Genomic DNA, 15,556 nt, shown 5'->3' with positions numbered 1-15,556 from the left:
AAAGGACAGCAGCAGGAAGAAATCTCCCGGCTGCAATGTACCGCTGTCGAAAACATAAAACGGCTTTAATAAAAAATATATCAGAAAGCAAACTGATGATATGCTAAATGATACACCATTATCCGATCTTGTCATAACACCAATTCCTTACATTAATACATCTTTATAGATCTTTTCCCATTCGTCTATGACTATATTGAGATCATATCTCTTTACAGACAGCAGATTTGCTTCACCCATTGCTTTTCTGTCTGATGCAAGACACTTACCAAGTGCGTCTGCAAACTCAGCAGATGAATCGGGGTCGCAAAGGTATCCGCCGCCTTTTCTTACAAGATCAGTGTTGCCTCTTATTTTTGAGACAACGCATGGGAGACCACACGCCATAGCCTCCATAAGTGAACGTGACAGACCTTCTCTGAAAGAAGGCATGACAAAGATATCGCAGGCAGACAAAAGCTCCTTAACATCATTTCTGTATCCGAGGAAATGGATATTCTCCTTGATACCGTGCTCGGAAGCAAAGCTTTTTATGTTTTCCTCTTCCTGACCGACACCGCAGAGATAATAATGCAGATGCTTGTTTTTGATCTTTGACATAGCCTGCGCTATTACGATATTGTTTTTATTCTTGTTCAGCTCACCAACTGAGATGACCGCTATATCATCATTATCCAGACCGAGCTCAGCTCGTTTTTTATCTCTGTTCTCAGATACATTATCGTATACCGAAAGATCAATGCCGACTCCGTGAACATAACAAAGCTTTCCGCCTTTTTTCAGCTTGAAAGCCTTAGCTGCTTCAAGGTCTTCATTATTTATAGTAACGAGAACATCTGTATATTTTGCCAGATACTTTTCTATATTATAGAAAAGCGTGCGGTTAACAAATGGTGCGCCTTTGTAAAAATGGAAGCCGTGAGCCTGATATATGACCTTCTTCACACCGCACTTTTTGGCGGCATATCTTCCGACTATGCCGCCTATTGGCGTATTGCAGTGTATCAGGTCGAATTTTTCGCGCTCAATAATGGCTTTTATCTGACGATAAGCCTTATAGTTACGTGGATCGTATGGAGCACGAATAAAATCGACCTGATAGATCTTTATACCATATTTTTTTTCATCAGCTTTTCTTGCTGCATCATCGGGATAGTTCCAGTTTCCTGCTATGGAGAACTCTATCCCTAGTTTTTGTGCAGCGATCATCGCAGAATACGAGAAATTATTGACTTTATCCGCAATATTCAGGATATAAAGCATTTTGACCGACATATCATCCCTCGAATCTGTATTCGTTCATTTTTCTTCCTTCAGAAGAGAAGTAGCTTCTTGCAAGCTTGAAACCGTTCATTCTGTAAAAGCGATTTACGCCGTCATTATTTACAGCGTCTGTTTCAAGATTGATATATGCGAACTTATTAAGATCGACCATACCTTTAAGGTGATCAATAAGCTGAGAACCTATACCCTTTTTGCCCATGTCTGGATCAACGCATATAGATGCAAGTTCAACATATTTTTCATTCTTTACTACTGAATCACTTTTCTTGAAAGCTCCAAGAAGACGCTTGATAAATGAAGGATGCCTTATAGCTGCTCCCATAGAGCAGAAAGCAAACTTGAAAAGATGATTTTTTATCAGCCCTTTATAGAAATTCGGATAATCATAAGAATAAGCTATAAACCCCACAAGCTTCCCATTGTCTTCGGCAACTATTATACCCGACCTCTCATCGGAGAGGTAACCTTTATACAGAGCGTCCAGAAATCCCACACCGAGCTGGGTGAGGAAGAATTCAGGGAAAGCACGGGTATGTAGCCGAGACAAATCACGAATGCTTTCATGCTCTGACGCTGTCATATTTCTGATGGTAATCATCTGAAAAACCCCTCAATCATAATCTTTTCCGATAACAGCCAATACTGTTCTTAGCATGGTCAACATTTCGCGGAAAAACGAAAAACGTTCGATGGAATTAAGGTTCCATTTCATTTTTCCCGGAAGGACCTGCTCCACGTATGTTTTATCAACGTCATCTGAAACGCTTAAAAGTTTGTATTCGTCCTTATATCTTATAGAAGCTTCACTTGTTATTCCTGCGGGAACAAGCAGTGTAGCATTGAATTCGGGACGATACTGTTCAACATATTTTGCCGCTTCAGGACGTGTGCCCACAAAACTCATATTGCCCTCAAGTACATCTATGAGCTGCGGAAGTTCATCGAGCCGCAATCCGCGCAGTAAAGAACCCATTCTTGTGATCCTGTTGTCATTGCTGACAGTGACCGCCGTACCTACACGATCTGCATTCTGGATCATAGTGCGGAATTTATGTATCCTGAAATGCTTTCCGTATGTAGTCACTCTTTCCTGTCGGTACATAACAGGTCCTCTTGAATCGATCTTTATCATCAACGCGATGATGATCATAGGGATCGCAGCCAATAAAAGAAGTATCACCGCAGTGATGATATCGAACATTCTCTTCACTGCAAGATGTCCACGCTTTTTCCATAAGATCTCCCAATAAGGTCTGACTTCGTCAGTCCTCATAAAATCGGGAAGTTCCTCCCAGCGGCGCATTATCAGATATACTCCTTTACGATATCGACGTAATTGCTTATTACGTACTCTTCCATTTCTCCTGTAAGACAGGTATGGAGCGGAAGAGTTATCTCGTTTGCGAAATGAGCATAAGCATTTGGATAATCATTGATATCAAATCCAAGCTTCTTATAAGCAGTATGCATCGGAAGAGGCTTATAATGAACGTTTGTTGCAATGCCCTGTTCCGCCATACGCTGGATTATCTCATTTCTTTCTTCACTTGTTATATTCGGCACTCTTGTTAAGTAAAGATGACCTGATGATGTGTATTCGTTGGTATAATGCTGAAGTGTCTCAACACCGAGTTCACTGAGAGCTTCATCATAATACTCAATTATCTGACGTCTGTACTCAAGCATATGCGGATATCTTTCCAGCTGCTTGAGACCGATGGCAGCAGCAACATCAGTCATATTACATTTATACCAGGTTCCGATGATGTCATATTCCCATGCACCAAGCTTAGTCTTTGCAAGAGCGTCCTTGCTCTGTCCGTGCAGGCTGAAAAGCTGGAGCTGATGATATATTTCCTCATCGCTTATACCATTGATCGGACGCCATGTCAGTGCACCGCCTTCGGCAGTTGTAAGATTTTTGACCGCATGGAAGCTAAAGCTTGAGAAATCCGCAATATTGCCGACATACATATTGCGCCATTTAGCTCCGAACGCATGAGCTGCATCAGCACTGATGACAACGCGGCCGATAGCTTCCTGAATTTTGTTTGCTGGTCTGAACAATGACTTTTTACTTTCTACGATCTGAAAAAGTCTTGCGTAATTACATGGCACACCGCCAAGATCAACCGGTATGATAACCTTGGTTTTATCGGTTATAGCTTTTTCGACCTCATCATAATTGATCTCAAAGCTATTAGGCATTGTGTCTACAAGAACGAGCTTTGCACCCACATGACATACAACAGCAGCAGTAGCCGTATAAGTATATGCGGTGGTTATTATTTCATCACCCTCTCCTACCCCAAGCAATCTTAATGCCATTTCCGCACAGGCAGTCTGAGAATTGAGACAGCAAGCCTTATTTACACCGATCATTTCTGCTATATTATTTTCAAAACTTTTGGTCATAGGACCTGTTGTTATCCAACCTGATTTTAAAGCCTCGCATACCTCTTGAATTTCAAGCAAAGAGATATCAGGCGGAGAAAAAGAAACTTTCATAAACATATACCTCCAAAAAAATGAACATTCCCATTATTCGTTAAATTTTTTGTAGTATAGTATTTTCTGAAGCGCAATGTTATGACATATAGTATAATTGAAGTTATAGGTTACTTTTCGTAATTTCGTTGTAATTATATCATATTTATATACAGCCTGTCAAGGGGGTGTAAAGAGAAAAAAAGTCTAAAAGTAATATTATCCAATTCTTACACAATTAGTAAAGGTTTCAACATTAAATATATTAAATGTGCCAAGCATATTTTTTCCAAAAGTTGCTATTTGTTCACACATACCCCAATAATTGTGGCGATATGAATTAGCCTGGGGAAACAAGGCTTTAAAGCACGGAATTATATAAAAATTACAACAAACGTTATATATATAATTTATACTATCTGGTAATACCAAACATACCAAAACATACTCACAAACAAAAAAGTTTCAGTATAAAATTTTCATCATCTTTCGCAAGCCATAAAAAAGCAGCTTCATTTTACATGAAAACGAAGCTGTTTATATTTTTTATTTAATATTCTTTTTTGAATATATGCGTTTAGCAAGCGGACAGCCTATCAAAGCCCCCATTACTGCACCAAGCGTATTATGGAACAGATCGTCTATCTCAAAATAGCCTCGCGTAGTTATCAGCTGAGTGACTTCAATAAACAATGACACAGCCCCCCCTATCAGAGCCACTTTTTTCACGTTATCAGCCTTTTTTATCCATAGCGGAACGGCTATGCCCAATGGGAAAAGCAGCATTATATTCCCGATGATATCAAAAAGGAGTTTTTCATTTCCGTTGATAAGCTGAGATATCTCCCAGAATGGCGGCTTTACATTGTGAGTTCCTGTAGGCTGCCTGTGCAGCAGCGTTACCACCAACACCAGATAGCCATATGGTATCGACAAAAGTCTGAGCAAGATCAATAGCGTTTTCTTTATTATATGTATTCCTCCCTGCTCATAAAAGCATTTTTGCTAAATGACTATTATTTCTTCGATATTATACCATTTTAATGCAGCTATTGTCAAGTTTAGACCGAAATACACAAAAAGGCTCCTGCTTATCCGCAGAAGCCTTTTGAATTAACCGTTTCTTTTATCAATGACTCCGCGTTTTTTCTCGGGGTGCAGGTCGTAGTAACGTTTCTTGTCCTCATACATGAGCTTATCTGCATTTTGCAGAGCAGTACGAACGTTTACCGCGTCACTCTCATATGATGCACCAATAGCAAACACGAGATCATTGTAATTCTTTGATACTGTTCTGAGTTTTTCGACCTTTTCATTCAGCTCGTCTTGCGTCACATTTATAAGTATAACTGTAAACTCATCACCGCCTGCTCTGAATATCTCGTGGACAGCGAACACATCGCGCAATGCGCTGGCAGCATCTTTCAGAAGCTTATCGCCTGCTTCGTGTCCGATATCGTCATTAACGCTTTTCAGACCGTTAAGATCAGCAAAAATAACTCCCACAGACTTTTTCGAGCATTTCTTTATCAGAGCGTCAATATAGTTGTTCATCTCGTTACGGTTCATAACTCCCGTAAGCATATCGGTGGAGCTGAGTATATGGAGCTTGTCCATCATACGATAGCTGTAAAGCTCGGAAGCAAGGATAAATGATGTAAGCTCAAGCGTCTCCTTTATGGTATCAGCTACATCTGCGCTGAAATTGATAGCCCAGATATATCCAAGAAGCTCGCCTTTGAATTCAAGCGGAAACAGTACGATAGTCTTCCCGCCTGCACTTGTAATTGACTCATGCCATACAGGATTTCGCTCTTTTACTACTTCCATGTCATGTTCGTTCTTTACGATAAGGCAGTTGCTGCCTGCGATCGTATCTTTCCATGTTTCAGCGATATCATAAAAATCATCAAGATACTCATTCATGGAAACAAGCTTTGTATTATTCGATAAAGCCTCACAAAGTACTGAACATTTGCGCTTTTCCGTATCCATCATAAGGATACAGCAATGCTCGGAATCACAAAGATCGAGGATATCCTTGCAAATAGAATCCATAGTCTCCTGAAAGTTTTCAACGCTCCTGAGTTTTATACAGGTCTCGAGAACTGCAGTAGCTATCTCGGAAGAGATATTCGACATACGCTTTGCATCGGGCTTGAAGTTTATCTCCATTATGTAAGCACAGTAGCAGGTATTGCCGTTATCGGGACACAGCGGCAGGAACGACATATTGAACCATACATCGAAACGCGCAGGATGCGCATAAGCGTGGATACACTTCTTCTGTATCGCTGCTCTGTAGACCGAATCCTCAAAATTAAGGTCACGGTTAAGATAATTTGTATATTCACTGTTGGGAACGAATTTTCTTGTAAGCATCTCAACGTTTTGCGCAGGTCGTTCTATACTGTCCAGATATGGACGATTACCTGTAACTATACGTATGTTTCCGTAAGAACCGTTTTCATATTTATCAACAGAAATAATGCAGGTCGCTGTTGGTATACTGTCAGCAAATGCCTGAAAATCCATAAAAGAAGCCCCCTTACTTTCTTTTGGTCTATATGATCGAAATATCAGAAGTATCTGTTATTATTATACCATATGTTTCCTCATTTTGCAATAAATATATTGAACACTAACATGAATTTTACAAAATTTTAATAAATGCTGTTTTGCTACTCACAAAATCACCCTATTATAATAAGTAAGGAAACACATATATATCATATTGTGTATCTAATATCAACTATCGGGAAATCATATATTTATATATCACTTTCGTGCTGCTTCTTATTGACACTGTTATCTTGGCTATGTTATAATAATAGTATGATTTTAGCTTTTGGAGGATGAAAGACTTGAAAATGGTTGAAATCGGCTACAATCACAGACACGATCGCAGCTTCTGTATAAACAGACCTGACGGAACAGAAAGCTGGCTTCTGCTGATAGTAAAAACGCCGGCGCACTTCAAAATCGGAAGAAAAGATGTACGTACTTCCGCTCACTCTTTTATATTATACCGACCAAATACTCCGCAATATTATTTTCCTGCAAGCAATGAATATTTTGATGACTGGATGCATTTTATGCCCGATGAAAGTGAACAGGAAATGCTCAATGAGCTCAATATCCCACTTGACCGTCCTGTTGATATATCAGACATAACCGATATGTCCTCAATGATGCGCAGTATGTGCTTCGAGCACTACTCCTCCGATCCTTTCAGGGAAAAGGCTATTGATCTCTATTTCCGTCTCCTTATGTACAAGATATCGGAAAAGCTTATGCAGAAGGAAGCAAATCTCGACCGTCCCGAAGGAATATACTCCGAAAAGCTTCTCTGGATAAGAAAGTCGATATACCGCTGGCCGGGCAGAGATTATTCCATTGACGATATGGCTAAGGAGCTCTCACTGAGCCGCTCACGCTTTCAGCATCTTTATACCGAAACTTTCGGTGTAAGTGTCAACAAGGACGTTATAACAAGCAGACTCAATAAGGCTGCCGAGCTTCTTAAAACCACGGATATGTCAGTCAAGACAGTAGGTATAAACGTAGGTTACGGCAACACCTCATACTTTGTAAAGCTCTTCGGAAGCTTTTACGGACTGACTCCCCTTCAGTTCAGACAAACAGAAGAAAAATAAATACGCCCTCATGGAGCATCTGAAAAGATGCTCCATGAAAGGCGTTTTTTTATTGTTCAAGTCCTGCGATACAGATCACAGTTATAACGGCTACGACTACAATAAGAGCTATCGCCCATTTAAAGCCGAATTTTATTGCAAGAACTGCCAGACAGACGAGTATCACCGCCGTATATGTCAGCAAGCGTGTGCGTATCTGCTGCTTTTTCAGCTTTACGGCTGCCCTTTCAGACTGTTCATGCTGATGCTTTATACGGAGCTTTTCAAGCTCCTTTTTTTCTTCTCCGTCTATCTCATTCTGCTCGATAGCGAAAACTGCGTCCTGCACTGCGCTTACAAATCTTTCATACAATGTTGCGAGCCTTACCCTGTCCTCACCAGAGGAATACTCCAAAGCCCTGCGCATATCATTTCCGAGTATCTCTGCAAAAGTACTGCGGAAGTAATCATCATCGGAAACATCAGCTCCGTAGCGTTCTGCATATTCACAGGCAAAGCCGTCAATTACCTCGTCAAGGAAGAGATCATTCTCACCGCGCAGCCCTCTGTCCGCAAGGAATAAATAATAATAAGCCTGCCAGTTCTGAGGGGAAGCCTCTTTTATAAGACGGCAATATTCCGCAGCAGCTTCAAAGTCCTCGGCTTGAAGGAAATCCTCTATCCTTCGCAGCAGCTTTTCGGGCGGTGTACTGATACCCACCTCGTCACTGCTCTCTGTAAGCTTTTTAACGCTTCTGATAAGCTCCGTAAGGAAGTCTATCCTCGATATGTCCCTTACCATATTGTCAAGGAGCTCCTGCGGTATCTGCTGAGTACCTATACCCTTAACGCAGGTTATAACGCTCTTTTCGGAATTCCTGCGAGCCTCGGCAGTACACCTCCCCCATTCGCTCCTGAACGGTTCAGCATAAAAGCTTTCCTCATCAGAAGCTATTACAAGATACACCTTTGCTTCTGCTATTGCAGTTTCTTCATTTGCTTCGGTAACAGGTGCATAATACACATTGACACCCTCTATGGTCAGCTGATCGTATATCTCGTCAGCATATTCCCTGTCGGGAGTGGTAAAGTTGTTTTCATCCGTCAGCCGACAGCACATGAATACATCGTATTTTTCATCAGGCGACACTTTTTTCGCCTCCCTAAAGTATTTTCAATACTGAATTATAACATATAATGCCTAAAATAGCAACAGACGCGGCAAAAAAATTGCCTGACAATTAGTTATAACGTGAAAAAGGGAGCGGGGCTCCCCGCTTATAACATATAATTCTTAAAATAGCAACACTCGCGGCGAAAAACTGCCGTTTTTATCTGCGCAGCTTATATACTCTTTCGGCATTTCCGTGCATGAACAGTTCCCTTTCTTCATCTGATATATCAAGACTTTCAGCTAAGCTTAAATGCACACTTTGCAAGCAGCTTCCGAAATCAGAACCGAATATAAACCGCCTCGGCATTTCATGTATCGCCTTTTCAAGTGCTGACTTTATCTGCGGCAGCAGCTTTTCATCATCTGCCACTGACGAGGTATCAAAATATACGTTATGACATTTCCCAAGCACCTCAAAGCACTCATCAAGCTTAGGATAATAGCAGTGACAATACACAAAAACATTATGAGGACGACTGTCTGCAAGCTCTTTGAGAAGCTTCGGTGCGGCATAATGAGCATTGTCCCAGCCGCTGTGAAAAAGCACTGGTACATTATACTCAGCCGCAAGGTCATAAACAGGCGCAAGGCATGAGTCTGTGCAGTAAAGCTCCTCGTGTCCCGTGTAAACTTTAAGTCCCGCTATGCACTTGCGTTCAAGCAATTCGCGGCAGTAACCGAGCTGTGAATCATATTCAAAATTCGGACTTATCCCTGCGATAATGCTTATAATATCGCTGCCTTCAAAAAGCTCTGCGCAGTCGCGCACAGAACCGATAACGCTTTCGAGTTCAGAGTCGGCAATAACGATACCGCGGTCAACTCCGTTCCTTTTCAGCTCATTAAGCAGTGCTGCTTTCTTTGAGGGAAAGTCGGGAAAGTCCACGGGAAGATGAAGATGTGAATCAATTATCATAGTAATACTCCTTTCGTAAACAAGGCGTGAAAAAATAAAAACCGCAGATCACTCTGCGGCACATTCCCATATATTTGCAGAGCGATCAATTTGCATAACGAACAAGACCGCTTCCGCAGCCTGTGTTGCATTAAATTTTGATCGTCCGCACTTTCCGACACATACGCTTACTGCTCATGCAGCAGCCATAACTTCGGGAGTATCACTTCCTCTTCGGTATTATCGCCTTGTTTATGCTTTTATCATAGCACAATATGCATATAAAGTCAAGTTTATCGTTGCTATTTCAAATTTTATATGCTATAAGCAGCGTGACGCTGCACCCTTTTTTCGCGTCAAAATATCACTGTACATGAACTATTACGCCGCGGTTGTTGCTATTTCAAAATATATATGTTATAATAAATATATATTAATTATTAAAATATATCGAAAGGAACAATATGAAATTAAAATATATATTAACTACTGTATTTGCTGCCTGCCTGCTTACAGGCTGCGGCGATAAAAAAGCAAACAGCAGCAATAACGATGCCAAGACAGACTCTGCCACCACAACTTCGACAGTTTCTTCAACTACCGCAAAGACTACAACTACAGCTAAAAAAACTACGACCACAGTCACAACGACTGCAAAGGTCGATCCCCCAAAAGACCTCGTTATGAACTGCCGTGATACTGTTGAAGTATACGAGGATATCAAGCTTGAGGACTTCATAACCGAAAAGAACGTTGACTTAAAAGACGGTTCTGTATTGCTCAACACATCAGACACAGGCGTTTTTGAAGTTGAAGTGCCTTATATCTACAAAGGAGCAGAATTCAAACAGAAGCTCCAGTACAGCGTTATTGATACCACAGATCCGCTGATAATCAATGCAGGCTGGACTCCAAATCACAAGGTCGGCACTGACTTTGACCTCAATAATTACGTGGGATTTGCCGATAACTTTGACAAGCACCCCGTCCTCACCTATGAGGGCGAGGTAGACCCCAATGCTGTAGGTTCATATCCTATCACCGCCACCGTTACAGACAGCTCAGGCAACTCTGTTTCGTGGGACCTTAACATAAATGTGCTAAACGAAGTCCCCAAGCCCGTTGACAACAATCCCCGCGTGAATTACAGCGACTTTATCAATACCTACAACACCGACGATGTACGCTTCGGCATAGATGTTTCGGTATGGCAGAGCGATGTTGACTTCAACGCAGTACGCGATGCAGGGTGCAGCTTCGTAATTATCCGCGTTGGCTATTACTACAGCCAGATAACTCTTGACGATTATTTCCGCCAGAACCTGGAAAACGCCAAAGCCGCAGGTCTCGATGTGGGAGTGTATTTCTACACCACCGACAACACCGAGGAAGGTGTCCGCGAACACGTACGCTGGATAATCGACCAGCTTGACGGTCAGAGCCTTGAAATGCCTATAGTCTTTGACTGGGAGGAGTTCACAAACTTCCAGAAGTACGGCATGAGCATACACGATATCAACGATATCTACGCCGCATTCGCTGATGAAGTCACTAAAAACGGCTACAAGCCTATGCTCTACAGCAGCAAGAACTTCCTGAATAATATCTGGAGCGAAAGGACTAAGAGTTCAACTCCTGTATGGCTGGCTCATTTCGTTGACGAGACCGACTACGACGGCGAGTACGCTATCTGGCAGGCAAGTGCATACGGTCATATCCCAGGTATAAACGGCGATGTGGATATGGATATACAGTACCTCAACCAGCCTATAAACTGAATTAAAAAGAGCTATCCGATTTTTAATAAATCAGATAGCTCTTATTTTTATTTAAGATTTGCTTCTCAGATCAAAGCCATTCCACAGTTCCCGGAGGCTTTGAAGTGATATCGTACACTACTCTGTTAACGTGCTCAACTTCGTTGCAGAGACGGTTTGATACCTTAGCAAGTACATCGTATGGTATTCTTGCCCAGTCAGCAGTCATGAAGTCGTCGGTAGTTACCGCACGGATAGCAATGAGGTGTTCGTATGTACGGTGGTCGCCCATAACGCCTACTGTACGCACGTCAGGAAGAACTGCAAAGAACTGCTTTAGCTGCTCCTCTATACCGCTCTTGCGTATCTCATCACGGAATACAGCATCTGCTTCCTGTAATACCTTTATCTTTTCCTCTGTGATCTCGCCGATTATACGAACTCCAAGTCCTGGACCCGGGAACGGCTGTCTCCATACGAGATCATGTGGGATTCCGAGCTTTTCACCAACAGCTCTTACTTCGTCCTTGAAAAGGTCTGCAAGAGGCTCGATAGTACCTGCGAACTTGATATCATCAGGCATTTTTACCATATTATGGTGAGTCTTGATAACGGCTGTGCTGCCGTGACCTGCCTGATTTCCTCTGCCCGACTCGATACGGTCGGGATATATAGTACCCTGTGCAAAGAAGCCGTCTGTTCCCTGCTCTCTTATCTTATTCCAGAACACATTGTAAAACTCTGTACCTATTATCTTTCTCTTCTGCTCGGGATCAGTAACGCCTTTGAGCGCAGCAAGGAACTGATCCTTGCAGTTTACGCGGACGAAATTCATATCAAAAAGCTTTGTGAAGGTCTCTTCAACGAAGTCTCCCTCGTCCTTGCGCATGAGTCCCTGATCTACGAAAACGCAGGTGAGCTGCTTGCCCACTGCACGGCTGAGAAGTCCTGCTGCGACTGATGAATCGACACCGCCCGAAAGTCCGAGGATTACCTTCTTGTCGCCGATCTGCTCGCGGAGCTTCTTGACTGTATTCTCGATAAAGTCGTCCATTACCCAGTCGCCTGTGCAGCCACAGACATTGTAGAGGAAGTTATGGAGTATCTGCTTTCCGTACTCACTGTGAGTTACCTCGGGGTGGAACTGTACAGCATAGAGCTTTCTCTCAGGAGCTTCAAAAGCAGCACATGGACAGTCCGCAGACTTTGCCGTAACGCTGAAGCCCTCGGGGAGCTTACTTACAAAGTCTGTATGGCTCATCCATACAACGCTCTTTTCGGGAACATTTTCAAATATAAGACTGTCTGTATTCTGATCTATCTCGATCTTGCCGTATTCGCTCTTTTCGCAGCTTTCAACCTTGCCGCCGAGAGTATAAGCCATTAACTGGCAGCCGTAGCAAATTCCGAGGATAGGCACACCTATCTCAAATATCTCCTTTGATATATGCGGAGATGCAGGATCGTAAACACTGTTGGGACCGCCTGTGAATATGATAGCGGCAGGCTTCATAGCCTTTATCTCACTTATAGGAGTATCAAATCGTTTTATCTCGCAGTATACACCGCACTCACGTACTCTTCGTGCGATGAGCTGATTGTACTGACCGCCGAAATCAAGAACGATACAAAGCTGGTTAGACATATTTTTCCTCCTTAACTTCCGCTTTACGGCAGCGGACACCGTATTTACGTATCAAACTTTCGCATAGCAAAAGTTTGATACAGTTAAGAGTTGAGAGTTTAGAGTTATCAGTTATAAAGTTATAAAAGCGACTTATTTAAATAACGTGAGTGAAGCGAACACATCAACTTTCAACTCTCAATTCTCAACTCTCAACTTTATGCATAGCATAAAACCATGTTTTAATTATGCCATATTTCAAAGAAAATTTCAAGTCTTTCCTGCTGTTTTTTCACCCGATATAAATCGGTTGCACCAATTATAGTGATAATTAATAAAAAAATTATATATGCCTATTGAATTTAATTGCAATTTGTGGTATAATATTTATATAGTATTGTAAGGAGTATCGTATATGACACCAAAAGAAGAATTCATCTCGATATATAAAGAAAATATACACCGCGAGGGGGCTGATAAGCTTCTGGAATACCTTGAAAAAAGCGACTTCTTTACTGCTCCCAGCAGTACACGTTTCCACGGTTCCCATGAGGGCGGTCTTGTTGAACACAGTCTCAACGTTTACCACTGCCTCAAGGACTATCTTTCACGCCCACGCACCAAAGAACTTTACGGTATGGACTACTCAGAGGAGACCATTGCACTTGTGGCACTTCTCCACGATGTCTGCAAGGTCAATTTCTATACCGTAGAAATGAGAAACAAAAAGAACGACGAAACAGGTCAATGGGAAAAAGTACCGTTTTACGCTATAAATGACACTCTTCCATACGGTCATGGTGAAAAATCGGTATACATACTCTCGGGATTTTTTTACGGTGAAAACCGACTTACCCGTGAGGAGGCTTTTGCAATACGATATCACATGGGCTTTTCATACGGAGGTACCGAAGAAAGAGGCACTATCGGCAGGGCACTTGAAATGTACCCACTCGCTCTGGCACTGAACGTGGCCGATATGGAAGCATCCTACTTTATGGAAGGCTCAAATAAATAAATGTAAGGAGTTTTGATTATGAACTGGTATGATAACGCCATAATCTACCACATATATCCTCTCGGATTTTGTGGCGCACCTAAGTTCAACGACGGCAGCGAAGATGTTATCTATCGTCTTGACAAGGTGCTGGAATGGATACCCCATTTAAAGGAGATGAACGTTGACGCAGTTTACTTCGGACCTGTTTTTGAGTCCGTTGAGCATGGCTACGACACTATTGATTACAAGAAGATAGACAAACGTCTTGGCGATAATAATTCCTTCCGCTTTATATGCGACAGACTTCACGAAAACGGCATAAGAGTTATCCTTGACGGCGTTTTCAATCATGTAGGCAGAAAGTTCCCACAGTTCGTTGATATACAGGAAAAAGGACAGGCTTCACAGTACTGTGACTGGTTCCAGAACCTTAATTTCGGCGGTCCCAGCCCATGCGGCGATCCGTTCTGGTATGAGGGCTGGAACGGTCATTACAACCTTGTAAAGCTCAATCTCCGCAATCCGGGCGTATGCGACCATATCATAGACGCGATCAATTACTGGATAGAGTCCTTCGGCATTGACGGTATCCGCTTTGATGCAGCCGATTGCCTTGACTTTGAGTTCATCAAGAGGGTAAGAAGCTTCTGCAAGGGCAAAAAGCCCGATTTCTGGCTCATGGGCGAGATAATCCACGGTGACTACAACCGCTGGGCTAACCCTGAGATGCTGGACTCTGTTACAAACTATGAGTGCTACAAGGGACTCTGGTCATCACATAACGATAAGAACTACTTTGAGATAGACTATTCTATCAACAGGCAGTCAGGTGCTAACGGCGGTATCTATCGCAATATCGACCTTTACAACTTCGTCGATAATCACGATGTAAACCGTCTCGCAAGCACTCTCAGCAATAACGCTCACCTGCCGCTGGTATATACTCTTATGTACACAATGCCCGGTATCCCGTCTATTTACTACGGAAGTGAATACGGCATAGAAGGCAGAAAGGAAAACAATTCCGACGATAACCTCCGCCCGTGTCTCCACCTGAATGATATGGCAGAGCATGGAAATGTTTCCCTTTACAAGCATATCGTCAAGCTTGGTCGTATCTACCGTGCTTACCCTGCTGTAAGAAACGGCAGCTATGAGCGTATTGTCATAACAAATCAGCAGCTCCTCTTCAAAAAGGTGTTGGGAGATCAGACAGTATACATCGCTCTTAATCTTGCAGACCGCGAGTATGACCTCAATTTCCAGACTCATCTTTCTGGACTGGTAGATGTCTTTACAGCTTCTCCTATAAGCGTTGAAAACTCCAACGCTCATGTACGCATGGCTCCGTATTCTTCAATGATAATCGTTGCAGACGATATCGTCAATAACGAGCCAGAGCACGAGGAAGCTCCTGTAGACAAAGATACAGAGATCGAGATCGGCGCAAAATACCGCCACTTCAAGGGCAATGAGTATGAGCTCCTTGCCGTAGCACGTCATACCGAGACTATGGAAGAGCTCGTTATATACAAGTCGCTCAAGGACGGCGAAGTATGGGCACGTCCGAAGTCGATGTTCATTGGTAAAGCAGGAGATGCCAGGCGATTTACAAAGCTTGACTGACAGCGAATAATAAAAGCCGCTGATGTATAACAGCGGTACTCATAAAGAAGTTCAGCCCCGAGACAAAGTCTCGG

General features: G+C 42.5%; 13 protein-coding genes. 4 read left to right on the top strand and 9 right to left on the bottom strand.

Translation table 11 applies throughout. The annotated features are described in order from the left end of the window. Window positions 1-147 precede the first annotated feature (147 nt). The 6 genes from BLW60_RS09810 to BLW60_RS09785 all read right to left on the bottom strand — a co-directional run bounded on the left by BLW60_RS09810 (window position 148) and on the right by BLW60_RS09785 (window position 6,306). Window positions 148-1,275, bottom strand: coding sequence for a glycosyltransferase family 4 protein (locus BLW60_RS09810; protein ID WP_074716873.1), 1,128 nt, complete (start codon window positions 1,273-1,275; stop codon window positions 148-150). 1 nt (window position 1,276) lies between these two features. Continuing rightward, the gene (locus BLW60_RS09805) at window positions 1,277-1,882 is read right to left on the bottom strand and encodes a GNAT family N-acetyltransferase (protein WP_074716871.1); all 606 of its coding nucleotides are present in this window, start codon (window positions 1,880-1,882) and stop codon (window positions 1,277-1,279) included. Window positions 1,883-1,894: 12 nt separating this feature from the next. Continuing rightward, window positions 1,895-2,557: a sugar transferase gene (locus tag BLW60_RS09800; protein WP_431768014.1), complete on the bottom strand. Its 663-nt coding sequence runs from the start codon at window positions 2,555-2,557 to the stop codon at window positions 1,895-1,897. 32 nt (window positions 2,558-2,589) lie between these two features. Then, window positions 2,590-3,792, bottom strand: a complete 1,203-nt coding sequence (locus tag BLW60_RS09795) for a DegT/DnrJ/EryC1/StrS family aminotransferase (protein WP_074716867.1) — start codon at window positions 3,790-3,792, stop codon at window positions 2,590-2,592. 525 nt (window positions 3,793-4,317) lie between these two features. Beyond that, window positions 4,318-4,707, bottom strand: a complete 390-nt coding sequence (locus BLW60_RS09790; RefSeq protein WP_207645933.1) for a VanZ family protein — start codon at window positions 4,705-4,707, stop codon at window positions 4,318-4,320. Window positions 4,708-4,884: 177 nt separating this feature from the next. Continuing rightward, complete coding sequence (locus tag BLW60_RS09785) at window positions 4,885-6,306, bottom strand: GGDEF domain-containing protein (protein WP_074716863.1); 1,422 nt, start codon at window positions 6,304-6,306, stop codon at window positions 4,885-4,887. Window positions 6,307-6,641: 335 nt separating this feature from the next. Here BLW60_RS09785 and BLW60_RS09780 point away from each other — a divergent pair, with 335 nt between their 5' ends. Then, on the top strand, window positions 6,642-7,427 hold the full coding sequence (locus tag BLW60_RS09780) for an AraC family transcriptional regulator (RefSeq protein ID WP_242872864.1): 786 nt from the start codon (window positions 6,642-6,644) through the stop codon (window positions 7,425-7,427). Between the two features lie 49 nt (window positions 7,428-7,476). Here the strand turns inward: BLW60_RS09780 and BLW60_RS09775 are convergent, their stop codons facing one another. After that, the gene (locus BLW60_RS09775; protein WP_074716859.1) at window positions 7,477-8,556 is read right to left on the bottom strand and encodes a hypothetical protein; all 1,080 of its coding nucleotides are present in this window, start codon (window positions 8,554-8,556) and stop codon (window positions 7,477-7,479) included. Between the two features lie 181 nt (window positions 8,557-8,737). After that, window positions 8,738-9,496, bottom strand: coding sequence for an amidohydrolase family protein (locus BLW60_RS09770; protein WP_074716857.1), 759 nt, complete (start codon window positions 9,494-9,496; stop codon window positions 8,738-8,740). Window positions 9,497-9,939: 443 nt separating this feature from the next. On the opposite strand from BLW60_RS09770, the gene BLW60_RS09765 reads away from it, so the two are divergent. Beyond that, a complete protein-coding gene (locus BLW60_RS09765) occupies window positions 9,940-11,253 on the top strand; it encodes a GH25 family lysozyme (RefSeq protein WP_074716856.1) in 1,314 nt (437 codons plus the stop codon). A 70-nt stretch (window positions 11,254-11,323) separates the two neighbouring features. Here BLW60_RS09765 and guaA read toward each other — a convergent pair whose 3' ends face one another. After that, entirely contained in the window at window positions 11,324-12,877 is a 1,554-nt protein-coding gene (guaA, locus tag BLW60_RS09760; protein ID WP_074716854.1) for a glutamine-hydrolyzing GMP synthase, read from the bottom strand. 394 nt (window positions 12,878-13,271) lie between these two features. On the opposite strand from guaA, the gene BLW60_RS09755 reads away from it, so the two are divergent. Continuing rightward, on the top strand, window positions 13,272-13,874 hold the full coding sequence (locus BLW60_RS09755) for an HD domain-containing protein (protein WP_074716852.1): 603 nt from the start codon (window positions 13,272-13,274) through the stop codon (window positions 13,872-13,874). Window positions 13,875-13,892: 18 nt separating this feature from the next. Beyond that, a complete protein-coding gene (locus BLW60_RS09750; protein ID WP_081348196.1) occupies window positions 13,893-15,482 on the top strand; it encodes a DUF1653 domain-containing protein in 1,590 nt (529 codons plus the stop codon). Window positions 15,483-15,556 lie beyond the last annotated feature (74 nt).

The sequence above is a fragment of the Ruminococcus flavefaciens genome (genome assembly GCF_900108555.1).
GTDB lineage: Bacteria > Bacillota > Clostridia > Oscillospirales > Ruminococcaceae > Ruminococcus > Ruminococcus flavefaciens_P.
Note: the sequence above shows the minus strand (reverse complement) of the source record. Positions and strands in the feature narration are given on the sequence as shown.

What these genes read in the sequence shown, in the direction of transcription:
- BLW60_RS09810 (WP_074716873.1), bottom strand. Translation starts at nt 1,275, where the DNA reads ATGTCGGTCAAAATGCTTTATATCCTGAATATTGCGGATAAAGTCAAT.
- BLW60_RS09805 (WP_074716871.1), bottom strand. Translation starts at nt 1,882, where the DNA reads ATGATTACCATCAGAAATATGACAGCGTCAGAGCATGAAAGCATTCGT.
- BLW60_RS09800 (WP_431768014.1), bottom strand. Translation starts at nt 2,557, where the DNA reads ATGAGGACTGACGAAGTCAGACCTTATTGGGAGATCTTATGGAAAAAG.
- BLW60_RS09795 (WP_074716867.1), bottom strand. Translation starts at nt 3,792, where the DNA reads ATGAAAGTTTCTTTTTCTCCGCCTGATATCTCTTTGCTTGAAATTCAA.
- BLW60_RS09785 (WP_074716863.1), bottom strand. Translation starts at nt 6,306, where the DNA reads ATGGATTTTCAGGCATTTGCTGACAGTATACCAACAGCGACCTGCATT.
- BLW60_RS09780 (WP_242872864.1), top strand. Translation starts at nt 6,642, where the DNA reads ATGGTTGAAATCGGCTACAATCACAGACACGATCGCAGCTTCTGTATA.
- BLW60_RS09770 (WP_074716857.1), bottom strand. Translation starts at nt 9,496, where the DNA reads ATGATAATTGATTCACATCTTCATCTTCCCGTGGACTTTCCCGACTTT.
- BLW60_RS09765 (WP_074716856.1), top strand. Translation starts at nt 9,940, where the DNA reads ATGAAATTAAAATATATATTAACTACTGTATTTGCTGCCTGCCTGCTT.
- guaA (WP_074716854.1), bottom strand. Translation starts at nt 12,877, where the DNA reads ATGTCTAACCAGCTTTGTATCGTTCTTGATTTCGGCGGTCAGTACAAT.
- BLW60_RS09755 (WP_074716852.1), top strand. Translation starts at nt 13,272, where the DNA reads ATGACACCAAAAGAAGAATTCATCTCGATATATAAAGAAAATATACAC.
- BLW60_RS09750 (WP_081348196.1), top strand. Translation starts at nt 13,893, where the DNA reads ATGAACTGGTATGATAACGCCATAATCTACCACATATATCCTCTCGGA.